General features: G+C 53.0%; 24 protein-coding genes and 2 riboswitches. Of the genes, 21 read left to right on the top strand and 3 right to left on the bottom strand.

The features are described 5' to 3' along the window. Both KO087_RS04500 and KO087_RS04495 read right to left on the bottom strand, forming a co-directional pair. Positions 1 to 182: hypothetical protein (locus KO087_RS04500; RefSeq protein WP_215508111.1), on the bottom strand; the 182-nt coding region annotated here is incomplete at its 3' end. 88 nt (positions 183 to 270) lie between these two features. Further along, the gene (locus tag KO087_RS04495; protein ID WP_215508110.1) at positions 271 to 1,647 is read right to left on the bottom strand and encodes an alanine/glycine:cation symporter family protein; all 1,377 of its coding nucleotides are present in this window, start codon (positions 1,645 to 1,647) and stop codon (positions 271 to 273) included. Between the two features lie 644 nt (positions 1,648 to 2,291). Between KO087_RS04495 and thiS the strand changes: the two genes are divergently transcribed. The 10 genes from thiS (at position 2,292) to thiC (ending at position 10,294) form a co-directional block, all read left to right on the top strand. Further along, a complete protein-coding gene (gene thiS, locus KO087_RS04490; RefSeq protein WP_215508109.1) occupies positions 2,292 to 2,486 on the top strand; it encodes a sulfur carrier protein ThiS in 195 nt (64 codons plus the stop codon). After that, positions 2,476 to 3,075, top strand: coding sequence for a sulfur carrier protein ThiS adenylyltransferase ThiF (thiF, locus tag KO087_RS04485; protein ID WP_215508108.1), 600 nt, complete (start codon positions 2,476 to 2,478; stop codon positions 3,073 to 3,075). Before thiS ends, thiF begins: the two co-directional genes overlap by 11 nt. Next, the gene (locus tag KO087_RS04480; protein ID WP_215508107.1) at positions 3,072 to 3,836 is read left to right on the top strand and encodes a thiazole synthase; all 765 of its coding nucleotides are present in this window, start codon (positions 3,072 to 3,074) and stop codon (positions 3,834 to 3,836) included. The genes thiF and KO087_RS04480 overlap by 4 nt, the downstream gene beginning before the upstream one ends. A 10-nt stretch (positions 3,837 to 3,846) precedes the next feature. Then, positions 3,847 to 5,004 carry a 2-iminoacetate synthase ThiH gene (gene thiH, locus KO087_RS04475; protein WP_215508106.1) on the top strand — a complete coding sequence of 386 codons (1,158 nt, stop codon included), beginning with the start codon at positions 3,847 to 3,849 and terminating at the stop codon, positions 5,002 to 5,004. Further along, entirely contained in the window at positions 5,001 to 5,615 is a 615-nt protein-coding gene (gene thiE / locus KO087_RS04470) for a thiamine phosphate synthase (RefSeq protein ID WP_215508105.1), read from the top strand. The genes thiH and thiE overlap by 4 nt, the downstream gene beginning before the upstream one ends. Positions 5,616 to 5,645: 30 nt before the next feature. Next, on the top strand, positions 5,646 to 6,392 hold the full coding sequence (locus KO087_RS04465) for an EFR1 family ferrodoxin (protein ID WP_215508104.1): 747 nt from the start codon (positions 5,646 to 5,648) through the stop codon (positions 6,390 to 6,392). Between the two features lie 157 nt (positions 6,393 to 6,549). Continuing rightward, positions 6,550 to 6,646, top strand: a riboswitch (TPP riboswitch). Positions 6,647 to 6,714: 68 nt separating this feature from the next. After that, a complete protein-coding gene (gene thiM / locus KO087_RS04460; protein ID WP_215508103.1) occupies positions 6,715 to 7,530 on the top strand; it encodes a hydroxyethylthiazole kinase in 816 nt (271 codons plus the stop codon). Next, the gene (locus KO087_RS04455) at positions 7,531 to 8,217 is read left to right on the top strand and encodes a thiamine phosphate synthase (protein WP_215508102.1); all 687 of its coding nucleotides are present in this window, start codon (positions 7,531 to 7,533) and stop codon (positions 8,215 to 8,217) included. A gap of 5 nt (positions 8,218 to 8,222) precedes the next feature. Continuing rightward, on the top strand, positions 8,223 to 8,993 hold the full coding sequence (thiD, locus tag KO087_RS04450; RefSeq protein ID WP_349665972.1) for a bifunctional hydroxymethylpyrimidine kinase/phosphomethylpyrimidine kinase: 771 nt from the start codon (positions 8,223 to 8,225) through the stop codon (positions 8,991 to 8,993). Then, on the top strand, positions 8,993 to 10,294 hold the full coding sequence (gene thiC / locus KO087_RS04445) for a phosphomethylpyrimidine synthase ThiC (RefSeq protein WP_215508100.1): 1,302 nt from the start codon (positions 8,993 to 8,995) through the stop codon (positions 10,292 to 10,294). The genes thiD and thiC overlap by 1 nt, the downstream gene beginning before the upstream one ends. 141 nt (positions 10,295 to 10,435) lie before the next feature. On the opposite strand, the gene KO087_RS04440 is transcribed toward thiC, so the two are convergent. Then, complete coding sequence (locus KO087_RS04440; RefSeq protein ID WP_215508099.1) at positions 10,436 to 12,829, bottom strand: transglycosylase domain-containing protein; 2,394 nt, start codon at positions 12,827 to 12,829, stop codon at positions 10,436 to 10,438. Between the two features lie 195 nt (positions 12,830 to 13,024). Between KO087_RS04440 and KO087_RS04435 the strand changes: the two genes are divergently transcribed. From KO087_RS04435 to recD2, 11 genes are all read left to right on the top strand, one after another. Further along, positions 13,025 to 13,942: a P1 family peptidase gene (locus KO087_RS04435; protein WP_215508098.1), complete on the top strand. Its 918-nt coding sequence runs from the start codon at positions 13,025 to 13,027 to the stop codon at positions 13,940 to 13,942. A 50-nt stretch (positions 13,943 to 13,992) separates the two neighbouring features. Further along, positions 13,993 to 14,748 (top strand): ECF transporter S component, encoded by a 756-nt coding sequence (locus KO087_RS04430; RefSeq protein ID WP_215508097.1) that lies wholly within the window; start codon positions 13,993 to 13,995, stop codon positions 14,746 to 14,748. A 23-nt stretch (positions 14,749 to 14,771) separates the two neighbouring features. Then, entirely contained in the window at positions 14,772 to 15,545 is a 774-nt protein-coding gene (locus KO087_RS04425; protein ID WP_215508096.1) for a type III pantothenate kinase, read from the top strand. Then, a complete protein-coding gene (locus KO087_RS04420) occupies positions 15,545 to 16,492 on the top strand; it encodes a tRNA dihydrouridine synthase (protein ID WP_215508095.1) in 948 nt (315 codons plus the stop codon). Before KO087_RS04425 ends, KO087_RS04420 begins: the two co-directional genes overlap by 1 nt. A 100-nt stretch (positions 16,493 to 16,592) precedes the next feature. Further along, positions 16,593 to 17,078, top strand: a complete 486-nt coding sequence (greA, locus tag KO087_RS04415) for a transcription elongation factor GreA (protein WP_215508094.1) — start codon at positions 16,593 to 16,595, stop codon at positions 17,076 to 17,078. A gap of 12 nt (positions 17,079 to 17,090) precedes the next feature. Then, on the top strand, positions 17,091 to 18,599 hold the full coding sequence (lysS, locus tag KO087_RS04410; protein WP_215508093.1) for a lysine--tRNA ligase: 1,509 nt from the start codon (positions 17,091 to 17,093) through the stop codon (positions 18,597 to 18,599). A 56-nt stretch (positions 18,600 to 18,655) separates the two neighbouring features. After that, entirely contained in the window at positions 18,656 to 19,459 is an 804-nt protein-coding gene (locus tag KO087_RS04405; RefSeq protein WP_215508092.1) for a nitrilase-related carbon-nitrogen hydrolase, read from the top strand. A 177-nt stretch (positions 19,460 to 19,636) separates the two neighbouring features. After that, on the top strand, positions 19,637 to 20,977 hold the full coding sequence (locus KO087_RS04400; protein ID WP_215508091.1) for a butyryl-CoA:acetate CoA-transferase: 1,341 nt from the start codon (positions 19,637 to 19,639) through the stop codon (positions 20,975 to 20,977). Positions 20,978 to 21,023: 46 nt separating this feature from the next. Beyond that, a complete protein-coding gene (locus KO087_RS04395) occupies positions 21,024 to 22,337 on the top strand; it encodes an acetyl-CoA hydrolase/transferase family protein (RefSeq protein ID WP_215508090.1) in 1,314 nt (437 codons plus the stop codon). Between the two features lie 47 nt (positions 22,338 to 22,384). After that, positions 22,385 to 22,481: riboswitch (SAM riboswitch) on the top strand. A gap of 51 nt (positions 22,482 to 22,532) precedes the next feature. Then, positions 22,533 to 23,717: a methionine adenosyltransferase gene (metK, locus tag KO087_RS04390; protein ID WP_215508089.1), complete on the top strand. Its 1,185-nt coding sequence runs from the start codon at positions 22,533 to 22,535 to the stop codon at positions 23,715 to 23,717. Between the two features lie 25 nt (positions 23,718 to 23,742). Beyond that, positions 23,743 to 25,911, top strand: a complete 2,169-nt coding sequence (recD2, locus tag KO087_RS04385; protein ID WP_215508088.1) for an SF1B family DNA helicase RecD2 — start codon at positions 23,743 to 23,745, stop codon at positions 25,909 to 25,911. Positions 25,912 to 25,935: the final 24 nt, after the last annotated feature.

Genomic DNA, 25,935 nt, shown 5'->3' with positions numbered 1-25,935 from the left:
TTGCAATCAATGGTAATCAGGCGTCTTTCTTCTGAAACACCGGTGACCTCGACATCTTGGATTCCTAAAAGTAATGTGGTAATATTGTTTTGCACTTGTTTGCCCCCCTTTATTATTTTGTGGTGATTTAATTTTAGGTGATTAGGAAAACAAGTGCTATCTTTTTGCACAAAAATATCCATTAAGGAGGTTACTCCCCAATGGATATTATAGAGCCAAAAAGAAAACCCCCGGCAATTGCCGAGGGGTCTTTAGCAGTATGAGTTATTTTTATTTCAATAAGTGTTCGTATTCTGCAGGGGACGTCCGTTTGCGGTCGTCTTTGAAGAAGTCTTTTTCCAAAGCGACGACGACGCCGGAAAGTCCGATCAAGCCGATTAAGTTCGGGACTGCCATTAAAGCATTGAGAATATTAGCGACGGTCCATGCAAGGTCTAAGTTCATAACGCAACCGACGAAGATCATGATGATATAAACGAGCTTGTAGGGTTTGCCGATGCCTGCGCCCAAGAGGTAGCGGGCGGAGGTTTCGCCGTAGTATTCCCAACCGAGAATGGTGGAGAATGCGAAGAGCAATAAGCCTAAGGATACGATGTAACGACCGATGGCCAAGTGCATATCGAATGCCGTGGATACGAGGGCCGATGCATCGGTTATGCCTTTATCCAAAACGCCGGATGTAATAATAACCAGTGCGGTAATGGAGCAGACAACGAAGGTATCCAAGAAGACTTCCGTAACACCCCACATCCCTTGACGGGTCGGGTGGTCGGTAGATGCCGTGGCGTGGGCGATAGGCGAAGAACCTAAGCCGGCTTCATTGGTGAAGACGCCGCGGCTGACGCCGTTACGCATAGCCAACATAATGGTGTAGCCGATGACACCGCCGCCGACTGCCGACGGATTGAAGGCACCGACGAAGATGGCGCGAATGGCGAAGGGAAGCATGTGGGCGTTAGAGATAATGATGATTAAACCACCTGCGATATAGAAGGCTGCCATAAAGGGAACGAGCTTTTCTGTAACTTTGGAGATGGATTGGATCCCGCCGATAATAACGACGGAAGCGGCGACGGTGATGACCACGGCAGTGATCATGGGCGGAACGTTAAAGGATGATTTCAACGTACCGGCGATGGCGTTGGATTGTACGGAACAACCGATACCGAAGCAGGCAACACCTGCCAGGAAGGCGAAGCACTTGCCTAACCAGGGTTTCTTTAAACCGCGGTCTAAGTAGTACATGGGGCCGCCGGCATAGCCGTCTTCGGTTTTAACGCGATAGGCGACTGCCAAGTTTACTTCAGAGAACTTCGTACACATACCGAAGAATGCGGCAACCCACATCCAGAATACGGCGCCGGGACCGCCGCCTAAGATGGCGACCGATACGCCGACGATGTTACCGGTACCGACCGTAGCGGCCAGTGCCGTAGATAAGGCTTGGAAAGGCGAGATGGCGCCTTCTTCAACTTCGTGCTTTTCGAACATTTTGCCCATCGTATTTTTCATAATATAGCCGAAACGACGGGCTTGGACGAAGCCGGTGCGGACGGATAGGATAATGCCTGCGCCGACGAGTAATACGATTAAAGGAACACCCCATAGGAACGCATCAATTTTACCTAGTACATCTGCTAAACTCATAAGTCACCTCCGAATAAGTATGAATAACTGCTTGTGAATACATTATACACCTCTTTTTAAAAAATTAAACCTCTTTTTACAAAAAAACGGACGTTTTTTAAAAATGTTTTTTCGCAGAAAACCATCAGTCATAAAAATATCAAGAAATGCAGGTTGTTAAAATTAAAATTTATAACGACAGAGGCTGTGAGAAAATTATTTAAGGCAAAAAAGGGGGGCGGATGGATGCGTTAAAATCGGGGAGGCCATCTCCACATAAGATTAAATATCAAAATAATGAATGATCTATAAGTTAATTGACCGTGGGAGAGGGTGGGTTTTCGCCGAAAATCTTGCTTCTTTCAGAAGGGGATACAGTTTTAGCGGAGCGGATGAAAAAAAGCGAGGGGATCCGCTTTTTCTTTCACCACCCTGTTAAGAAAGTGCGGGGAGGCCATTAAAAATGGTATGCCGCTGGGCGCAGCGTGAGCCGAATCAAAGGCCGGGGAATGAAAGAAGGTGGTAAGAACGATTTTTTTACACCTATATGACTTGTCAGGGAAAGGCGACCGTGTTATACTCGAAAAAGAGTGCAAGGCACGAAGGGGTACACCACCGCGGGTGTAGTTCCTTCGTGCTTTTTTTTATTTTGTGAGGAGGTGACCGTGAAGATTAACGGGAAGGTCGTGGCATTAGACGGCCCCGCGCCTTTAATCGACGTGTTGATTCGCGCAGGCTACGACGCTTGTGGCGTGGCCCTGGAAATGAACGGGCAGCTGGTGAAGCGGGCGGACATGGCGAAGACAATGGTCGATGACGATGATATGTTGGAGGTGTTTTCTTTTACCGGTGGAGGTTAAACGAGAAGACGTCTTGGCGCGTCAAAGGCCCGAGATCAACGATGCCGTGGAGGATTTTACCGTCGCCGTATTAGGTTGCGGCGGCTTAGGATCCCAAGTGGCGTGGATTTTGGCCCGCCTGGGCGTAGGAAAACTTATTTTGTACGATTTCGATGTGGTGGAGGCGTCGAATTTAAATCGCCAAAACTACAGCGTTTCAGATATAGGAAAGAAAAAGGTACAGGCCACGGCGGAGAAGATCACCGATTGGCTGCCCCACGTATGTGTGGAGGCGCGGGATGAATTTGTGGACGCCGAAGTGCTGAAGGCCATCGAGGCCGAGGCGGATATTGTTGTGGAGGCCTATGACGGCGTTCAGTCGAAAATAGAGGCCTTTGATTTTTTTCAAGACCACAGAACACCTTATGTCTGTACCACCGGCGTAGCGGGGCCCTCAGGGGCTGTGAAGCGCAAGGATTTCGGTCACATTCATATGGTGGGGGATTTTAACGGCGAGGACCGCAGGGATTGTTACCTGCCCAAGGTCATGACCATCGCCGCCATGGAGTGTCAAGTTGTATTCGAACTGATAATAGGAGGATTAGCATGAAAGATACGTGGAAATTAGGGGACAAGACCTTTGAGTCTCGCTTTATTTTAGGATCGGGCAAGTATGCGCCGGAATTAATCGACGCCGCCATTACCCACGCCGGGGCGGAAATGATTACCGTGGCCCTTCGCCGGGCAAACACGGCGGATGTGACGAATATTTTGGAATTTATTCCGAAACACGTCACCTTGATTCCCAACACCAGCGGCGCCCGCAATGCCGATGAAGCCATTCGAATCGCCCGCCTGGCAAAGGAAATGGGCTGCGGCAATTTCGTCAAAATCGAAATCATGCGGGACTCCAAGTACTTACTCCCCGACAACGAACAAACATTAAAGGCCACGGACATTTTGGCCAAGGAAGGCTTCGTCGTCATGCCCTATATGTATCCCGATTTGAACTATGCTCGGGATATGCGTGATGCCGGTGCCGCCGCCATTATGCCTTTGGCGTCTCCCATCGGCAGCAATCGCGGCTTGGCCACGAAGGCATTTATCCAAATTTTAATCGACGAAATCGACCTGCCCATTATCGTCGATGCCGGCATCGGCCGCCCGTCCCAAGCTGCCGAAGCCATGGAAATGGGCGCCGCCGCCATTATGGCCAACACGGGCATCGCCACGGCCAACGACATTCCCATGATGGCCAAAGCCTTTAAGCTGGCCATTGAAGCGGGCCGCTTGGGCCATTTATCCGGACCGGGCCGCATCCTGGACAAAGGCGCCGATCCCTCGTCTCCGTTAAGAGACTTCTTTGATTGAGGAGGGTACGATGATTAAAACAGTATTCGATTACGCCCCGGGCATGGATCAAATCTCCGAAGCCATTCCCAAAGAAATTGCCTCCACCTACGAACGGGAAAGCCAAAGGACGGTAACCGGCGCGGAAGTGGCGGAAGTGCTCAGAAAAGATCGCCTTACTCCCGACGATTTCTACACCCTGCTTTCTCCCGCGGCGGAACCCTATCTCGAACGTATGATGGAAAAATCCCGCGGCCTTCGTCGGCAATACTTCGGCGACAATGTGTATTCCTTCTCGCCCCTTTACATCGCTAATTACTGCGAAAACGGCTGCCGCTACTGCGGATTTAACGCCAAGAGCGACATTAAGCGGGCGGCGCTGAATTCCGATGAAATCGAAGTGGAAATGCGGGCTTTGGCCAAAGACGGCATCGAAGACGTGCTGATCTTAACTGGCGAAAGCAATCACTACTCGCCGGTGGAATACATCGAAGAAGCCGTGAAGCTGGCGAGAAAATACTTCCGCGTCGTAGGCCTTGAAATTTATCCCGCCAATGTCGCCGATTACGAACGGCTGCAAAAGGCCGGTGCCGACTTTGTCACCGTGTTCCAGGAAAGCTACGATCCGGAAGTTTACGATTACTACCATCCTCGGGGAAACAAGCGGAGCATTATCTACCGAATGGGCACCCAAGAGCGTGCCGCCATGGGCGGTATGCGGGGCGTTGGCTTCGGTGTCTTATTCGGCCTTGCCGATCCCGTAGCCGATTGCTTCCGCCTGGGCCTTCACGCCTACTTGGTGCAACGGAAATACCCCCATGTGGAAATCGCCGTGTCCTTCCCTCGGATTCGCCCCACCCACGGTGCGGAAGATGTGGACAATACCAATCGCATCGGCGAAAAGAAGCTCATGCAATTTATTACGGCCATGCGCATCTTCCTGCCCTTCGCATCCATTACCATTTCCACGCGGGAAAGAAAAGAATTCAGAGATCAGGCCATGCTCTATGCCGCCACGAAGATTTCCGCTTCCGTGGACACGGGCATCGGTCGCCGCGGCGAAGAGCCCGATGAAGACGAAGGGGAAGAACAATTCGTCATCGCCGATACCCGCACCTTGGATGAAATCGAAAAGGATTTGAAAGAAGAAGGCCTCTACGTCCTGAGAAACGACTACATTCGCCTATGAAGACCCTTTATTTCATTACGGATTCCACAAAATACGACGACGAAGAGGCTTTTTTTGCAGACGTCTTCGCGGCCTTAAAAGGCGGCGTGGACTTGATCCAGCTCAGGGAAAAAGAGCTTTCCGACGAGGCAGTCTATGCTCGGGCCCTTCGCATAAAAAAAGAAGCGGATAAATACAACACGCCCCTCATTATCGACGACCGGGTGGAGGTGGCGAAAAAATTAGGTGTCGGCCTCCACTTGGGCGACGACGATATGAGCATTAAAGAGGCCCGGGCCATTTTAGGGGATGAGGCCCTCATCGGCGCTTCCGTGAAAACCGTGGCGAGGGCCAAAGAGGCGGAAGAAGAAGGGGCAAGCTACTTCGGCACCGGCGCCCTCTTTCCCACGCAGACCAAAGTCATTACCCGTCACACCTCCATGGAGACCTTCCGCGCCATAAAAAAATGTGCGAAGGTGCCCGTTTATGCCATCGGCGGCATCAACGAAAAGACGCTCCCCGAGCTCAAGGGAGAAGACTTTGACGGCATCTGCGTGGTCTCCGCCATTCAATACGCGGTCGATCCGGAAGCGGCGGTAAAAAGCCTCCGCAGCCTAATGAAGACCTTGTAATATGTTATACTGCTCCCATAGGAGGGGTTTATGATTTATTACTACAGCGGCACGGGAAACAGCGCTTATGTGGCGAAGAAACTGGCCGACAAATTAGGTATGGACGCGGTGGACATAGGGGAGCGCATAAAAAACGGGGTTATGGACGCTATCCATGACGACACCGTGATTTTGGTGACGCCTACCTATTGCTGGCGCCTGCCCCGCATCGTGGAAGACTATTGGCATCAAATCGAGGTGGAGGGAAAGACTCTTTACCTGGTCATGACCTGCGGCTCCGGCATCGGCGGTGCCCCGGTCTATGAAGAAAAAATGGCACGGGAGAAAAACCTGGTCTACGGCGGCGTCTTTGAAGTGATCATGCCGGAAAACTACATCGCCATGTTCGATGCGCCGAAGGCAGCCGAGGCGCGGGGGATCATTGCCGAGGCCGATAAAACAATCGAAAGAATCGCAGACACAATCGAACAGAAAAAAGCAGGGCAGAAAAATGCGGGCCTTCTCGGCCGGCTGCTCACCGCCATTAACGGCGCCTACTACGCCCTGTTTGTAAAGGCCCGGCCCTTTTACGCCAAAGACAATTGCATCGGCTGCGGCGAATGCGAAAAGCGCTGCATTTTGGCCAATGTAAAGCTTGAAGCGGGGCGGCCCGTGTGGTACGACCGCTGCACCCACTGCATGGCTTGCATGAATTACTGCCCCGTGGAGGCCATCGAGTACGGAAAAAAATCCGCCGGAAAATTCCGCTACACGCTGGAAAAAGTCCTTGAGAAGTAAGTGGCCGATGATCTCAATGCCACAAAAGACAAAAAAATCGACCTGCGCCTACGGGCGTAAATAAGCCGCCTTTCGACTTTTCGGAAGAAAGGGACGGCTTATTTGTCGTGTTGACTATTTGACAAAGACCTTGCTGAATGGTAAGGTCTTTTTAAATGAATAGCGCAAGGGGAACTTTGTAAGTTGAGAAGGTAAAACCTGACCCTTTGAACCTGTGAGTTAATACTCGCGTAGGAATGCATGGCCCGCCTTTTCGGGCGGCCTTTTTTTAGGTATCTTCTCACGGGAAGATACCTTTTTTTGTCTCGAAAGGAAGGACAAAATGAACGATTTAAAAAATGCCTTGAAAAAAGCACAAGACGACGTACGGAAGATTTGCCCCATGGCACCTTCCATTACCAATTTCGTCACCATCGATTTTGTCGCCAACGCGCAAATCGCCGTTGGCGGCTCCGCAGCCATGGTTTACATGCCCGATGAGGGGCGCACCATGGCACAGATCGCCAAATGCCTCTACATTAACGTAGGCACCTTGATTCCCGTTCACGCCGAAACCATTCCCAATGCGGCAAAGGCTGCACACGAGTTGTGTGCCTATGTGTTGGATCCCGTGGCGGCAGGCATGGGTGAGCTGAGAACCACCCTTTTAAAGGGGATGAAAAATTATCCGCCGGCCATCGTTCGCGGCAACGCATCGGAAGTGATTACCCTGGCGAAAATGTGGGATCTAATCGACACCGACGAGGGCAAGGTTCGCGGCGTGGATTCCACGGAAAGCGTGGAATCGGCGAGAGAAGCGGCTGAAATTTTGGCCCGCTTCATTAAAGGCGCCGTGTGCGTCTCGGGAAAAGAGGATTTAATTACCGACGGCGAGCGCACCATCCTCTCCTTCGGCGGCAGCGAATACTTCGCCCGCATTACGGGAAGCGGCTGCTCCTTAGGCGGCGTTTGCGCCGTTTATCATTCGGTCACCGATCCCTTTACGGCGGCTGTGGCGGCGACTAATGCCTACAATGTGGCAGGTGCCATAGCAGAAAAGAAGGCGGAAGGCACGGCGAGCTTCAAGGTGGCTTTTTTAGACGCCCTGTCCAATCTCACCGGCGACGATTTGGCCGCCTGCCCCATGGAGGCGATTTAAATGACATTCAGCATTGAAAAATATTTCGTCGTCGGCCCGGAAAACACCTGGAACCGCCCGGTGCTTCCCATTATTCGAGACGCCATCGAAGCGGGATTCACCTGCATTCAGCTCCGCTCCAAAACCGCATCGGCACGGGAAATGATCGCCCTGGCCTGCGGCACATCGGATCTTATCGCATCCATGAACAAAGAAAATGAAGTGACCCTGCTCATCAACGACCGCCTGGACGTGGCGCTGGCGGCGAGGGATGCGGGGGCAAAAGTAGACGGCATCCACGTGGGCCAATCGGACATTCCCGTGTCCGTGTGTCGAAAATACTTAGGGCCCGATGCGGTCATCGGCCTTTCCGCGCCCACAGGGGATTTGACCCGCTACGTGCAAGAGGGCAATTTTAAAGACGTGGATTACTTCGGCGCCGGGCCCCTGCACGAAACGGACACGAAAAAAGACTGCGGCATGGATGAAGAGGGCAATATCATCTACCGCACCTTGGATGAAATTAAAGCCCTGGTGGCCATTTCGCCTCTGCCCATTACCATCGGTGGCGGCGTCAAGGCCGAGGACATGGAGGCCTTGGCCGAAACCGGCGTCGACGGCTTCTTCGTCGTTTCCGCCATCGCCTCGGCGGAAGATCCCAAAGCCGCAGCCGTGGAACTGGCACAAAAGTGGGAGGCGGCGAAGTGAAGACGATGCTGACCATCGCCGGAAGCGATTCTTCCAGCGGCGCGGGGATCCAGGCGGACATTAAAACCGCCACGGCCCTGGGGGTCTTTGCCACGTCGGCCATTACATCCATTACGGCGCAAAACACCACCGGGGTGCAGGCCATCGTCGATTTGGACGTTGCCATTGTGGCACAAGAGATCCGCTCTGTCCTCACAGACATTCCGCCGGATGCCGTGAAAATCGGTATGGTCTCATCCCCTGAAATAATAAAAACCATCGGCGAGGAACTGGCGGGTTATGAAGGGCCCGTGGTCCTCGATCCGGTCATGGTGGCCACCTCCGGATCGCCCCTGTTGAAAGCGGCGGCCATGGAAAGTTTAAAGACCATCCTCTTTCCCTGCGCCACCTTGCTTACGCCGAACATTCCCGAGGCGGAACTTTTGACGGGCATGGCCATCGAGAAGGTGGCGGATCAGGAGAAAGCGGCCAAGGCCCTTCGCGACGCCTACGGTGTGTCGGTTTTGGTGAAAGGCGGCCACGGCACCGGTCGAGCGGTGGACGTCTTTTACGACGGAGGGATTCACCACTTCGAAAAGCCCATGCTTGACAATCCCAACACCCACGGCACAGGCTGCACCCTGTCTTCCGCCATCGCTTCCTACTTGGCCCTGGGCCTTGAGGAGGTGCGGGCCGTGGAAGAAGCAAAAAATTACGTGTACGATGCAATCGCTGACGGTCTCGACCTGGGACGAGGACGAGGACCGATCAATCACATGGTTAGGAGAAGAAAATAATGGCATATGCAACACAAATGGACGCTGCACGACAAGGCATCATTACCGACGAGATGAAAATCGTCGCCGAAAAGGAAAACCGCACGGCGGAAGAAATCCGGCAATGGGTGGCGGAAGGTAAAGTCGCCATTCCCGCCAACATTAATCACAAATGCTTGGATCCCACAGGCATCGGCTCCATGTTAAAGACCAAGATCAATGTCAATTTAGGCGTTTCCAAAGACGTTGAAAATTTAGACGAAGAGCTGGAAAAAGTGAACCACGCGGTTAAACTGGGCGGCGATGCCATTATGGACTTATCCACCCACGGGGACACGAAGATTTTCAGACGGAAACTCACCTCGGAATGCCCGGCCATGATCGGCACCGTGCCTATTTACGACTCGGTCATCTATCATAAAAAAGACCTGGGTCAATTGACGGCACAAGATTTTCTCGAAGTCATCCGCGCCCACGGGGAAGACGGCGTGGACTTCGTGACCCTGCACTGCGGCCTCACTCGCCGCACCGTGGAACAATTAAAGCGCTTCGGCCGCACCACCAATATCGTAAGCCGCGGCGGCTCCTTGGTCTTCGCCTGGATGAGCATGACCGGCAACGAAAACCCCTTCTACGAATACTACGACGACATTTTGGATATTTGCCGTGAATACGACATGACCATTTCCCTCGGCGACGGCGCCCGCCCCGGCTGCTTGGCCGATGCAGGCGACTTGCTTCAAATCGAAGAATTGGTTCGCTTAGGGGAATTGACTCAACGGGCGTGGGATAAGGATGTTCAAGTCATGGTGGAAGGCCCGGGTCACGTGCCCTTGAATCAAGTCAAGGCCAATATGGAAATCCAACAAAGCCTCTGTAAAGGCGCACCCTTCTATGTTTTAGGGCCACTCGTTACCGACATCGCCCCGGGCTACGACCACATTACCGCCGCCATCGGCGGGGCCGTGGCAGCCATGAGCGGCGCCGCCTTCCTCTGCTACGTCACCCCGGCGGAACACTTGGCTCTGCCCAATGCCGACGACGTGAAAGAGGGGATTATGGCATCGAAAATCGCCGCCCACGCCGCCGACATCGCCAAAGGCATTCCCGGCGCACGAGACGCCGACGACCGCATGGGCAAAGCCCGTCGGGAATTGGATTGGGACGCCATGTTTAAAGAAGCCATGGATCCGGAACACGCCAAGGCCGTTCGCGACGACCGCTCCCCGGAAGTGGAAGAAACCTGCTCCATGTGCGGTAAATTCTGCGCCGTCAGAAGCATGAACAAAGCCCTGGCCGGCGAAGAAGTCGATATCCTGTAAGAACAACAAAAACACCTTTCTTGCACTCTGTGCTAAAAAAGAAAGGTGTTTTTATTATGAATAAATTGTGGATAGAGCTGAAAAATTTCAAATCCCATGAAAAAAGAGCAAGGCCGAAGTCTTGCTCTTTTCTTTAGGCAATTAGTTTCCGTTATTTCCGCCCTGTTGGCCGCCTTTGTTGCCGCCTTTCGAGGATTGGGAATTGGAATTGCCGTTTTGTTTGTCTTTATCTTTGTCTTTGTCCTTGTCTTTATCCTTATCTTCTTCCTTCGGTTTCGGAGGAACGTTGCGATAAAGATTTTTCAGGCCCTTGGGCGAAGTGCCTTCGGCGAAGATTTCCGTGTAGCCCGAAACGGGGATGTACTTCTTGTACAGGCCGTCTTCCGGTTCGTCGAAATTCTTGTCGTCTAAGTCCTTGTGGACGTCGCGCATAATGGAGCGCCACAAATTGGCCGCCATACGGGAGTAGTCCCACAGGGGCGTGTTGTCGTCGTTGCCGATCCAAACGGCGCCGGTGTAGTAGGGGGTGAAGCCGACAAACCAGCTGTCCCGCTTGCGGTTGGTAGTACCGGTCTTGCCGGCAATGTGCATGCCGGAGAAGTTGGCGTAGGTCCCCGTGCCGCTTTTTACGACGGATTCCAGCATGGAGGTCATAATGTAGGCATTTTGCGGGGACGTGATTTCCACTTCTTCTTTGGGATTTTCGTAAATAACCTTGCCGCTCTTATCGGTAATTTTATCGATAAAGGTGGGCTTAATGAATTTCCCGCCGTTGGGGAAGGTGCTGAACGCCCCGGCCATTTCCAGGGGGCTGATCCCCACGGTCATGCCGCCCAAAGTAAGGGAGGCCAAATTCACGTCGTTGTATTTCATCGTATCGATGTTGGGGTACTTCTTTTGATCGTCGGGAAGAACCAAACTGGAGATCTGCATTTTTTCCAGATTGTCGATCATCATTTGAGCCGCCTCGTCTTCTCCCGGAGCCAGGCCCTTGCCGACTAAATAGGCGCCCACATTGGAAGAATTGCGAATCAAATTGCGCACCGTGGCCCAACCTTGGTAGCCCGTGGAGTTTTTGGGCCAGCCGCCGGGTCGGGGAAGATCGCGGTAGACGTCGCCGGCAGTGCCGCCCTTGTTTAAGAGGGCGAGGTAGGGGCCGATGGGCTTAATGGACGAACCTGGTTGACGGGGGTTTTTTGCCCGGTTCAAAATATTGTTGCCGCCGATGCCGCGGCCACCGACGATGGCCACCACTTCACCGGTGTGGTGATCCATAATGGTAATGCCGACTTGGGGTTGAATAATGCCTTTTTTGTTGGTGTGGCGACCGGGGAAGAAGCTATTTTGGGATACTTTCTCTTCCAAAATTTTCTGAATGTTTAAATCCAAGGGCGTGTCGATGACCAAGCCGCCGTTGTAGAGAATTTTTTGCGCTTCGTCTTTTTTGTAGCCCTTTTCTTTGAGAATATCGAGGACTTCGTCTTTCACCGCATCCACATAGTAGGACGAAATGCCCTTGGTGGTGTGGCTGCCTAAGTCCAGATGGATGTCTTCGTTAATGGCTTCCTTCATAGTGGATTCGTCGATCATGCCCAAGGAATTCATTTTGTGAAGAATTAATTCCTGGCGTTTTTTACTGGCGGGATTGGCCACGGCTTTTCTCGCCACCAGAACACCGGATGCGATTTGACTGTGCTCGAAGGGATCGATTAATTCCTTTTCCGCCAGGGCATCGCCTAATTCCTTGTCTCGTTCCGTGGCTTCCGCGCCAATGCTTTCGGCGGGAACCAGGCTGAATTCGATGGTATCTAAATCGTCGCTTTCTTCGATGGGCACGGCGTTAAAAGGCGTGTACTCCGAAGGACGATTGGTAATGCCTACGATCATCGCCGCTTCGGCCAAGGTGAGGTCGCTGACGTCTTTGTCGAAGAACGTTTTCGATGCGGCTTCCACGCCCTTGGTGCCTTTGGAGAAGGCGGCGGAATTTAAATAGGCCTCCAAAATTTGTTTTTTACTTAAATTGCTTTCCAATTGGAAGGCGTAGTAAATGTCTTGAAATTTTCTGGCATAGCTTTTTACCGGCGAGGTGTAAAGATTCTTTGCCACCTGCATGGTAATGGTGGAGCCCCCTTGGCTGAAGTCCATGCTTTGGAGATTGCGCAAAGTGGCCGAAACCAGGCGGCGGAAATCCACGCCGTGGTGTTCGTAAAACCGTTGGTCTTCAATGGCCACGGCGGCATCCAGCAAGTAATCGGGCATGCGCTTAATGGGCACCCACTCGCTGAATTCATTTTGTACCAATTGCTCCACATTGTCGCCGTTTTTATCGCGTACCACCGAGGTCTCGGAAATAGCCGAGCGGATATTTTTCGGATCGATGGCCGGCGACTGGCTGATCGCCGTCACGGCATAGGCCATGGCGATGCCCACCAGGGTAATGCCTGCGATGACGATTAATAAGAATAGGATTTTAAAGGCCGAGCTCCAACGAAGGGAATTGCCCTCATGTTGATTCCGGCCGGATCGTTTACCCATAGAAACCTCCTTCATAATTGTCTATTATATCAAAAGGATCTCACATATTGACAGGAATTCCGTGAATTTCACCATCTTAACAAAAAGATGGATTTTTATTTTCTTTTCCGGGGAAAGAAAGGCGCCCTATTGCCATTTCCTGCCGTGAGGCAGGCGAAGATATGGTATAATCGTTTCGTTAAAAAAGGAGGGATTATGTATTCGGGACATTTAACGGACGTAGCGAACATCGCTGTCGGCCACAAGGAAGATGCAGAAGCCGGCACCGGCGTGACGGTAATACTCGCCCCGAAAGGCTCCACCGCCGGCGTGGATGTACGAGGCGGCGCTCCGGGCACCCGCGAGTGTGTGCTTTTGGGCCCGACCTATGCCGTGAGCGAAGTGCACGCCTTCGTATTAAGCGGCGGATCGGCCTTCGGACTCGACAGCGCCACCGGCGTCATGGAAGCTTTAAGAGACGACGGAATCGGCTTCGATGTGGGCGTGGGCGTGGTGCCCATCGTGCCCGCCGCCGTGTTGTTCGACTTGACGTACAAAAAAGCCGACGTCTGGCCCGATAAAGCCATGGGCCGGGCGGCTTACGAAGCCGCAAGCCCGGGGGACAGGCGCCAGGGCGCAATCGGTGCCGGATGTGGCGCCACGGTGGCGAAGACCATGGGCCCCGCCTACGCGAAAAAATCCGGCGTGGGAAGCGCCTCCATTACCGTGGGGGACGTGGTGTTTTCCGCTTTGGTCGTGGTGAATGCCTTCGGCCACATTCAAGATGCAGAAACCGGCGAAATCTTGGCGGCACCGGAAGTCGAGGGGATCACCTATTCCGTGGAAGAGGCCCTGTCGAAAGGTGCCGTGGATTTCGAAAAAGGCAAGCATCAAAACACCACATTAGGCGTGGTAGCCACCAACGGGCGCTTTACGAAGACACAGCTTTGTAAACTGGCCTCCGTCGCCCACAACGGCTACGCAAAAACCATTACCCCGGTGCACACGGGCCTGGACGGGGACACGATTTTTTCTCTGGCCACCAATGAAGTGGACTGCTCCATGCAATTGGCGGAGCATTACCTGCCGAAAGTGATGGCGCGGGCCGTGGCCAACAGTTTATACAGCGTATAATTTTTCCATGAAACAGACCGGCATCCTCGCGAGCCGGATCGGAGGTTTTTATGAATAACAAATTGAAGAAGCCCTTTCTCACCACACGGGACATTGTCATTATCGGCATTCTCGGTGCCATTACCGTGGTCTTGGGCATGACGCCCTTGGGCTTTGTGCCCATCGGCCCCTTAAACGCCACTACCATGCACATCCCCGTCTTAATCGCCGCCTTTATCGAAGGGCCGGTGGTGGGCGGTTTCGTTGGGCTCATTTTCGGGCTCAGCTCCCTCTTTAACGCCATCACCCGCCCCACCCCCATCTCCTTTGTCTTTTACAATCCCCTTATATCCATTCTGCCGCGCATCCTTTTAGGTGTGATTTCCGCCTATATTTTCCGCTTCTTTAAATCCTTCGACGGCAAGGGCTTGAAGAAAATGGGCATGGCGGCATGGCTTGGGGTCATCGTCTTTTTAGCCGTGGGCCTTTACAAAAACATGGCTGCGAAAGCCTTTGGCGCAGGCGCCCTTTTAAACGGCGGCTTCCTCATCTTATCCGTGGCCCTGTTTATTTGGGTTCTGCGTTCGGAAAACAAGGCAAGCGCCGTGGTGCTTTCGGCCTTCGTCTCCACCATCCTCCACTCCGTCATGGTCATGGGCGGCATCTATATTTTCTTTGCCCAAGACTTTGTGCGGGCCGTCGGGGCGTCGGAGGTGCTGGTGAATTCAGTTATATTCGGTACGATTATTACATCGGGTGTGCCCGAAGGAATCCTCGCGGGCATCGTCTCCACCGGCGTCGTCACGGCGTGGAAGGCAAGTAAATAAAGTTAGAATCAAGTAGGTGCATTATGTTATTAGCAATTGATGTCGGAAATACAAATATCGTCTTCGGGGCGTACAAGGGAAAAGAACTGATCCACGACTGGCGCATTTCTTCGGATCAAAACAAGACCAGCGACGAGTTCGGTATGTTGGTCACGGAAATGTTGGACAACGTGCAGTTAAAGCCGGTGAACATTGAAGCGGTCATTATGTCGTCGGTGGTGCCGAATATTATGCATACCTTGCAAAACATGATCGTGCGCTACTTTCATCGCTACCCGATTATCGTCGGTGCCGGCGTAAAGACGGGGATCAATATTCGTTACGACAATCCCAAGGAAGTGGGCGCCGATCGCATCGTCAATGCCGTGGCCGCCGTGGAAAAATACGGCGGGCCCTGCATCATTATTGACTTGGGCACGGCCATTACCTTCTGCGTCGTCGACGGAAAGAAAAACTACCTGGGCGGCTTGATCTTGCCGGGGATTTCCATTTCCGCCGACGCCTTGGTCTCCCGCACGTCGAAGCTGCCGAAAATCGAAATCATTCGGCCGGAGAAAGTCATCGGGAAAAACACGGTGAGCAGCATGCAAAACGGCCTTTACTTCGGCTTCTCCACCATGATCGACGGCATTCTCGGCCATATTTGCGACGAGCTGGGCATGGAAAGCGAAGCCATTAAAATCATCGCCACCGGCGGTTTTTCCAATCTCCTGGTCTCCGACAGCCGCTTCGATATTATTATCGACCGGGATTTAACCATGGACGGTCTCAGAATCCTTTACGAGATGAACAGCTAATGGCCTTTACCATTGCCCTGGCCCCTATGGCGGGCTACACGGATCAAAGTTTTCGACGCATTTGCACGGCCTACGGCATGGATTATGCCACCACGGAAATGGTAAGCGCCAAAGCCCTCTATTATAAGGACAAAAAGACTCGCCGCCTCATGGCTGTGGCCGCAGACGAGGCGCCGGTGAGTTTGCAGCTTTTCGGCGACGAAGCGGAGATTTTTCGCGCCGTCCTCGATGCGCTCGGCGACGAATTGAAAAATTATCGCAGCCTGGACATCAACATGGGCTGTCCCGCACCGAAAATCGTAAAGACCGGGGCGGGAAGCGCCCTGTTAAAGACGCCGGAAAAAGCCGACGCCATTTTAAAAGCCTGCGTGGAAAGCTCACCCATTCCCGTCTCCGTCAAGATCCGAAAGGGATTTAGCGAAGGGGACGAAGAGGGCATGGAAATCGCAAAAATCGCCGAAGCTGCGGGGGTAAGGGAAATTACCGTTCACGGAAGAAGCCGGGAAGCCTACTACAGCGGCGTGGCGGATTGGGACTTTATCACGCGCCTGGCGAAGGCGGTGAAGGTTCCCGTCGTGGGAAACGGCGACATTTACCGGGCGGAAGATGTGCTACGCCATATGGATGCACCGTTGGCCGGCGTGGCCATCGGGCGTGGCGCCGTGGGCCATCCCTTTCTCTTTCGGGAAATTCGAAGAGCCCTTTCAGGTGAGGCCATCGACGCGCCGAGCCAAAGGGAGATCATCGCCGTGGCCAAGCATCATCTGGAGCTGAGCGTGGCGGAAAAAGGCGAGCACCTCGGCGTCATCGAAATGCGCAAGCACTTCATCGGCTACTTAAAAGGCTTCAGCGAAGCGAAGAGGCGGCGCAACGAAATCCTGTCCCTGTCGGAGAAAGACGCCATCGACGATTACTTGGATCGGTTGGCGAAGGAAGCCTGTAATTGACAGAGGGAGTAATTTCTTATATAATAGGGCGACTTGATTACATGGACCCGGCGTCGGGTCCTTTCTTCATAAACGACGAGAAACGAAGTGGAGTGATACTATGGCAGAAAATAATAATGAAGTGTTAATTACAGAAGAAGGCTTAGAGAAAATCGAAAGCGAAATCGACTACTTAAAAACCGTACGACGCAAGGAAGTGGCAGAGCGAATTAAAGTGGCTCTGGGCTACGGCGACTTGTCGGAAAACTCCGAGTACGATGAGGCGAAAAACGAACAGGCTCAAGTGGAAGAGCGCATCGCCAAGCTGGAATACATGGCGAGAAACGCCAAAGTGGTCAAGGGCAACGACCTGAACGATCAAATCGTCAATGTAGGCAGTGCGGTGACGGTTTTAGACGAAGACACACAGGAAGAAGATACCTACCACATCGTGGGCAGCGCCGAGGCCGATCCTTTGGAAGGCAAAATTTCCAACGAAAGCCCCATCGGTGCCGGGCTCATGGGCATGAGCATCGGCGAAGTGGCCGATATCGACGTGCCTCAAGGCAAAGTCCGACTCAAGGTATTGAAGATTTCCATCGCATAAGGGAGGTAGACCATGGCGAAGGGCCAAAAGAGCAGTGAAGTAAGAGATCAAAAACTGAAGAAAGTCCAAAATTTAATCGACGAAGGCAACAGCCCCTACATCGTCGAAAAGTTTGACGTGGACACCTACACCAAAGACATCGTCGAAAATTTCGATGCCATGGAAGGCAAGATCGTCTCCGTAGCAGGCCGCATTATTTCCAAGCGCCGTCACGGAAAAATCGCCTTTTTAGACGTACAGGACACCTACGGTCAAATCCAAATTTTCGCCAAGAAAAACATTTTGGAAGAGGCCTATGAAGTGGTGAAGGCCGCCGATGTGGGCGACTTTTTCGGCGTCAAGGGCAAGGTCATTAAAACCGAAGCCGGCGCCATTTCCGTGGAAGCACAAGAAGTGGCTCTCTTATCCAAGAGCATTCAGGTGTTGCCGGAAAAATACCACGGCCTCAAAGACATGGACCTCAGGTATCGCCAACGCTATGTGGATCTTATCGTGAATCCGGATGTAAAAGACGTTTTCTTCAAGCGTTCCGCCATTATTAAGTCCATTCGGGAATTTTTAGACAACAAGGGCTTTTTGGAAGTGGAAACGCCGATTTTGGGCAATGTAGCCGGCGGCGCCAACGCCCGTCCCTTCCTGACCCACCACAACGCCTTGGACATCGATTTGCAAATGCGTATTGCCAACGAGCTTTTCCTGAAGCGCCTCATCGTCGGCGGCTTTGACAAAGTGTACGAAATGGGCAAGATGTTCAGAAACGAAGGCATGGATACCCGTCACAATCCGGAATTTACCAACATCGAATTGTACCAAGCTTATGTGGACATGGACGAAATGATGCACATTACCGAGCACATGTTTGCCTATGCGGCGGAAAAAGTATTGGGCTCGGCTGTCATTAATTACCAAGGCACGGAAATCGACCTGACGCCGCCGTGGAACCGCGTGGACATGGAAGATGCGGTAAAAGAATACGCCGGCGTAGACTTCTCCGCTATAAAAACCGACGAAGAAGCTTTGGCCATCGCCAAGGAAAAGGGCCTGGAAGTGCAACCCTTCTGGACCCGCGGCCACGTCATCAGCGAGCTCTTTGAAGAATTCTGCGAAGAAAAGCTGGTTCAGCCCACCTTCGTCACCGGCCACCCGGTGGAAGTGAGCCCTCTGGCCAAGCGCGATCCCAAGGATCCTAGAAAGACGCGCCGCTTCGAAGCTTTCATCAACACCTGGGAATTTGCCAATGCCTTCAGCGAGTTAAACGACCCCATCGATCAACGGGCCCGTTTCGAAGAGCAAGTGGCAGATCAGGAAAAAGGCGACGACGAAGCCCATCCCATGGACTACGACTTCATTAACGCCATCGAAGTGGGCCTGCCCCCCACCGGCGGTTTGGGCATCGGTGTAGACCGCATGATTATGCTTCTTACCAACCAATCCAGCATTCGCGACGTGCTCTTCTTCCCCACCATGAAACCCTTAGGCGAAGGGGAAAGCGAATCGTGGGACGAAAACGACGAAGAATAAACCAAAGGCCTTGCTGACGCAAGGTCTTTTTTCAATGACAGACGAGGAGAGAAAACATGGACTGGCGTTTAAAGGTTAGCAGCGTTCAAATCGACGAGCGAATGGCAAGGCGGGATCCTTTCGGCTACATGGAAGCGTGGATTCACCGGGCGGCGGAAGATGCGCCCGACGTGATTCTTCTGCCGGAAAAGTGGAATCTGTTTTCATCCCCCTCCACCCATTTCGACGGGGCGGACAAAAACGGCGACAGAACCCGGGCCCTCTTGTCTCGCCTGGCGAAGGCATACAAGGTGAACATCGTCGGCGGCAGCGTGGCGGAAGTGCGGGAGAATAAGCTCTACAACACCTGCCACGTCTTCGACCGCGCCGGGGAAGAAGTGTTGGTCTACGACAAGGCCCATTTGTATCAGGCGGGCATCGAACAGGAATTTTACGCGGCGGGGGACGGGCCGGGCTTTATGACCATCGACGGCATCCCCTGCGGCGTGGCCATTTGCTACGACATGGATTTTCCCGAATACATTCGCTGCTATGCTTTAAAAGGCGTGGACATTATGTTTGCCGCCTTTGCCTGGCCCGCTAAGTGGCTGGAACACATGAGTCTTGTGATTCGCAGTCGGGCCATCGAAAACCAATGTTTCGTCGCCGCGGCGGGCATTTGCAAATCCGACAAGGCGGGGAATATGCGAAGCGGCGGCAGCGGCCTGGTCAGCCCGAGAGGGGATCTCTTGGTCTATGGTGCAAGCGACGAGGGAATTTATTCCGCCGTCTTCGAAAAAAAGCACCTGGACGAAGCCCGGCGCTGGCAACACTTTTTAAACGACCGCCGCGGGGATTTATACAGGAAACACGGCCTTTAAGCAATAAGAAAAATGAAACGCCTTCATCCGAAAAAGATGAGGGCTTTTTTCCGTGCACCGAAAAAAGTTTTATAAAAAAATAACAAACTTGGGCAAGTTTAAATTGAAAAACAATACAATATCGTGTATTATTAAACAAGCGAACGTTTTTATGATCAAAAACCAGGGAGGACTATCATGGACTATTCAAAGAAATACAGTGAAAAATTGATTTCCGCAAAAGAGGCCGCCGCCAAGGTAAAATCCGGCGACCGTGTGGAACTTGGCTGGGCTGCAGGGATCAGTCAAGCAGTGGACAAAGAACTGGCAAAACGCGTCGATGAATTAGAAGACGTATTGGTTTACGGCGGTTTAGCATTCGCCGCACCTGAAGTACTTAAAGTAGACCCGGAAGGCAAACATTTTACCTGGAACTCCTGGCATGCAGGCGGATCCGAAAGAAAAGCCATTAATGCAGGTCCCGGCGCATTCTACATTCCCCTGCGTTATTCGGAACTTCCGAAATATTACAGAGATGAAGTGGACATCGACGTCGCCGTCGTTATGACCACCCCCATGGACAAACATGGTTACTTCAACTTCGGTTTGAATACATCTCACCAAATGGCGATTTTGGAAAAAGCCAAAACCGTCATCGTGGAAGTCAACGAAGCATTCCCCTACTGCCCGGGTAAATGCGAATCGGAAATCCACATCGACAATGTCGACTACATCGTTGAAGCGGGATCCATTGCTCCCGTGGAACTCCCCGCTTCGGGTTACGGCGATGTCGACAAAAAAGTAGCTGAATTCATCGTCGATGAAATTCCCAACGGCGCCACCCTTCAATTAGGGATCGGCGGGATGCCCAACGCCGTCGGCGCATTGATCGCAGACAGCGACTTAAAAGACCTGGGCGTTCACTCCGAAATGTATGTCGATTCCTTTGTGGACATGGCGAAAAAAGGGAAAGTCAACGGCTCCAAGAAAACCATCGACAAATACCGTCAAGTCTACGCCTTCGCTGCAGGCAGCAAGGAATTATACGACTACCTGGACGAAAACCCGGAATGTATGGCTGCACCGGTTGAATACACCAACAGCGCCGCCGTCGTCGCAGAAATCGACAACTTTATTTCCATTAACAACGCATTGAACGTGGACCTGTGGGGACAAGTATCCTCCGAATCCACCGGCCTTCGCCACATCTCCGGCGCCGGCGGTCAATTAGACTTCGCCTTAGGTGCTTACCTGGCTAAAGGCGGCAAGAGCATTATCTGCTTAAGCTCCACCTTTACCAACAAACAAGGCGAAACCGTCTCCCGGATTCTCCCCAATTTCCAAACAGGCTCCGCCATTACCGTGGCACGCCCCAACACCCACATGATCTGTACGGAATACGGCATCTTCAATGTCAAAGGCCGCAGCACCTGGGAAAGAGCCGAAGGACTCATTAACTTAGCACATCCCGACTTCAGAGATGAACTCATTAAGAGTGCTGAAGAAATGGGTATTTGGCGCAGAAGCAACAAACGATAAGAAAGAGCCGACTGCGGTCGGCTTTTTTTGTGAGGGAATTTAAAGTATGTACGAGAAGATTTACAAAGAAAAACTGAAGACGGCACGAGAAGCGGCGGCCCTGATTCAAGACGGCGATGAAATCGAAATTGGTTTCGGCGCAAACTTCCCCGTGGAATTTGATGCGGCCCTGGCGGAGAGGGCCCATGAGCTGAATCACGTGGCCATCAGAAACGGCGTCCTCGTGGATTCCTCCCGCTTGGTAGATGCAGGCGGCCCCTTTTTGTGGCAGAGCTGGCACGGCACCGGCCAAGTGCGCCGCGCCATGGATGCGGGCACGGCCAACCACATTCCCGTGCGCTACTCGGAAATCATTCGCTACGTTACGGAAAACAGAGACACGGACGCCCTGGTGATCTCCGTCTCGCCCATGGACAAGCACGGCTACTTTAACTTCGGCATCGACGGCAGCCACTTTTTCCGACTGGCGGAAAAGGCGAAGCGGGTGATCGTGGAGGTCAACGAAAAGCAGCCGCGGATTTTCGGCCTTTGTGAGAGCGAACTCCACATCGATCAGGTGGATGTGATCATTGAGGCAAAGCCCCACGCCATGGGCGTCTTACCCAATCGAGACTACGGCGAGTTAGACAGAAAAATTGCAGAAATCGTGGTGGAACGCATGGAAAATGAAGCCACGGTGCAGCTGGGGATCGGCGCATTGCCTAACGCCATCGGCGATGTCATCGCAGGCAGCAGCTTAAAGGATTTAGGCGTGCACACGGAAATGTACGTGGACAGCTTTATGAAAATGACCTTGGCGGGAAAAATCACCGGTATGAAAAAGACCCTGGACCGCGGTCGGCAGGTGAGTGCCTTTTTGGCGGGCACCGAGGCCCTCTACGACTTCGTCGACGAAAATCCTTCCATCGTCGTGGGGCCGGTGGATTACGTCAACGGTGCCGCCACCATCGCCGCCCAACACAAAATGACCAGCATTAACACGGCGATTCAGGTGAACCTCAGGGGCGAAGTGAGCTCGGAAAGCGTGGGTACGCGGCAAATCTCAGGCGCCGGCGGCCAATTCGATTTTGCCGTGGGAAGCTACTTGGCGCCGGAGGGCAAGGGCTTTATTTGCCTGCGCTCATCCCGCGTGGACAAAAACGGCCTGCGCCATTCCAACATCGTCCCCGATTTTCTAACGGGCACCATCGTCACCTTGCCCGCCCCGGTGACCCAGTATGTGGTCACGGAATACGGCATTTGCAATTTAAAGGGCAAGAGCCTTTACGAGCGGGCCAAGGCGTTAATCGCCATCGCCCATCCGGATTTTCGCGATGAACTCATAAAGGCCGCTATGAAAAAAGGTTTTTGGAAATCGTGACTTGCATTTTCCTTTTGATTCGTCTATACTGTTATCACTGTTTAACATTCTTATTAAGAGCGGTGGAGTGACTAGGCACTGTGAAACCCGGCAACCCTTTTTGGTGCTAAATCCTACAGACGCGACAGGTCTGAAAGATAAGAATGAAAGCCTGCCGCGTGCAGGCTTTTTTTATTGAATCATAAGGAGGAAAAAATGAATAAATGGTTATTTTCCTCGGAATCGGTCACCGAAGGCCACCCGGACAAGGTGTGCGACCAAATTTCCGACGGGATTTTAGATGCGATTCTCGCAAAAGACAAAAACGCCCGCGTGGCGTGTGAAAGCTTGGTTTCTACGGGCATGGTAGTCATCACCGGTGAAATTTCCACCAATGCCTATGTGGACTTTACCAATGTAGTCCGCCAAACTTTAACGGACATCGGCTACGTCCACGGCGTGCAAAACGGCTTCGAAGCCGAATCCGTGGCGGTTATTTCCGCCATTAAAGAACAAAGCCCGGACATCGCCATGGGCGTCGACCGCTTTAAAGAAGCGGGCACCGAGGAGTTGGACGCATTCGGCGCCGGGGATCAGGGGATTATGTTCGGCTACGCCTGTCGAGAAACGGAAGAGCTTATGCCCTTGCCCATTTCCCTCGCTCACAAAATGGCGAAGAAGCTTTCCGACGTGCGCAAAGACGGCACCTTAACCTATCTCCGTCCCGACGGCAAGACCCAAGTCACCGTGGAATACCACGACGGTACGCCGGTGCGCCTCGAAAACATCGTAGTCAGTACCCAACACGATCCGGCGGTGGATCTGGATACCATTCGGGGGGACATCGAAAAATACGTCATCGATCCCGTGGTCGCCGACAAGTGGATGGATGAGAACACGAAGATCTACATCAATCCCACGGGCCGCTTCGTGGAAGGCGGACCGGTGGCCGATGCAGGGCTTACGGGCCGCAAGATTATCGTGGACACCTACGGCGGCTATGCCCGCCACGGCGGCGGTTGCTTCAGCGGCAAAGACCCGACAAAAGTTGACCGCTCCGCCGCTTACGCCGCCCGCTACGTGGCGAAAAACCTCGTGGCCGCAGGCGTTTGCGACAAATGCGAAATCGGCTTGAGCTACGCCATCGGCATCGCCAAGCCCCTGTCTGTCTACGTGGAAAGCTACGGCACCTCGGATCTCACCGACAACGAAATCGAAGACTTGGTCCACGAAGTATTCGACCTGCGTCCCGCAGCGATTATTCGCGACTTGGATCTTTTGCGCCCCATTTACAAAAATGTCGCCGCCTACGGTCACTTCGGCCGCGAAGATGTGACGGCACCGTGGGAAGAAACGAATAAGGTGGAAGCCATCTTAGAGGCATTGAAAAACAGAAAGTAGGGACTTTGTGATCATCGAAGGCGTTTTGGATCATATTATTTTTCGAAACGAAAGCAATGGCTATACCGTCGCCCAATTTATTACGGAGGATACGGATATCGTCATTGTAGGCACGTCCATCGCCTTTCATGAAAAAGAGCATTTGCGCCTGGAAGGCGAGCTGATTTATCACCCGAAGTATGGGGAGCAGTTCGCCTTCGACCGGGCGGAAAAAATAAGGCCGCGAGGGAAGGAAGCCATTACCGCTTACCTTTCCGGCGGCCTTATTCCCCATGTGGGAAAAGTGACGGCGAAGCGCATTGTGGACACCTTCGGTGAGGAGACCCTGCAGATTATCGAAGAGAAACCGGAGCGGCTGAATGAGGTGGAAGGGATCGGCAAGAAAAAGCTCGCCGTGATCTTAGACGCCCTGAAAGAGCAGAAGGGCATGCGGGATTTTTTTCTCGATGCGGCGGCCTTCGATCTCACCAATAAAGAAGCCATGGCCATTTACAAAGTCTTCGGCAAAGATGCCCCGGCCATGATCGAAAAGAATCCCTACGCCTTGGCGGGGAAGGTGCGGGGCTTCGGCTTTTTAAAGGCCGACGGGATTGCGAGAAAAATCGGCATGGCGGAAGACGACCCGAAGCGCATCGTCGCCGCCATGAAATACGTCTTGACCAACGGCGTCTTAGACGGCAACTGCTACCTGCCCAAGGATCTTTTAATGGAAGAGGCGGCCCGGGTTTTAAACATGGACGTGGAATTTGTGGAGGAGTTTCTGCAAATCCTCGCTGTGGATCCGGACATTTACCTGGCCCAGCGCGGCGGCGTGGTGAAAATCTACTTCCTCAACTACTTTCGCGCCGAGCAATTGGTGGCGCGGGAGATTAAAAAGCGGGGCAAAGTGGATCTCGCCGAGCACATGGCGGAAGACATGGTGAGTGCCGTGTGCGAAAAGCTGGACATGACCTTGGCGGAGAAGCAAAAAGAGGCCCTCATGCGGGCCGTGGATTCCCACCTCCTCGTCATTACCGGCGGGCCCGGCACGGGGAAGACCACCACCCTTCGGGCCATTGTGGAAGCCATGGATCGGCTGAATCTTTCCATCGCACTGGCTGCGCCGACGGGACGGGCGGCGAAGCGCATGGAAGAGGCCACGGGCCGAGGCGCCTCCACGATCCACCGCCTCTTAAAATATGACTACATCGACGAAGAGGGCACCGATTCCATCGTCTCCGGCGACGACATCGATGCCGATGTGTTGATTATCGACGAGGCCAGCATGATCGATTTGCTCCTGATGCGGGACGTGCTCACCTCCTTAAAGGAAAAAACCCGCCTCATACTCGTCGGCGACGTGGATCAGCTGCCGCCGGTGGGGGCGGGAAATGTGTTGAAAGACATTTTGGATTCCGGGGAAGTGCCTTCCGTGCAGTTGGACGAAGTGTTTCGCCAGGCGGAAACCTCCTACATCGTAAAAAATGCCCACCGCATCAATCACGGGGAACTGCCCCGGGTCAATGAAAAGGGCACGGATTTCTTTTTTATGGAAGAGAGCGATCCCGACAAGGCCCTGGCGCTTATTTGCGATTTGGTGAAAAACCGCCTGCCCGCCTACTACGGCGTGGATTCCATGGAAGACATACAGGTTCTGGCGCCGATGAAAAAGGGCATTTGCGGCATCGAGCATTTAAACGAAGCCCTGCAGAAGGCATTGAATCCCGGGAAGAAAGGCCTTGAAAGCCGGGGCTTCACCTACTGCGTCGGCGACAAGGTGATGCAGACGAAAAACAATTACCAAATGCCCTGGAAGTCACAAAACAAAGTCTTCGACAACGAGGGCGAAGGCGTCTTTAACGGCGATTTGGGCCGAGTCACGGCAGTGGATCCCGCCGGCGGGTGGATCAAGGTCCTCTACGACGATAGGCTTTGCACCTACACGAGCGAATACTTGCCGGAGCTTATGCCCGCCTATGCCAGCACCGTGCATAAATCTCAGGGATCGGAATTTCCCGTGGTGGTCATGCCCCTGTTAAACGGCCCGCCCATGCTTTATACGAGAAACCTGCTCTACACCGGCGTCACCCGGGCGCGGAAGCTCGTGGTCATCGTCGGAAGCTTTCAGGTCTTAAAGCGCATGGTTGAAAACAACCGCATTCGCTGGCGCTATTCCGATTTGGATGTCATTTTAAAGGAGAAGCGAGCATGGTAAGAGGATTTTTCGCATCTGGAGACT

The sequence above is a fragment of the Peptoniphilus rachelemmaiella genome (assembly GCF_943169845.1).
Classification (GTDB): domain Bacteria; phylum Bacillota; class Clostridia; order Tissierellales; family Peptoniphilaceae; genus Aedoeadaptatus; species Aedoeadaptatus rachelemmaiella.
Note: the sequence above shows the minus strand (reverse complement) of the source record. Positions and strands in the feature narration are given on the sequence as shown.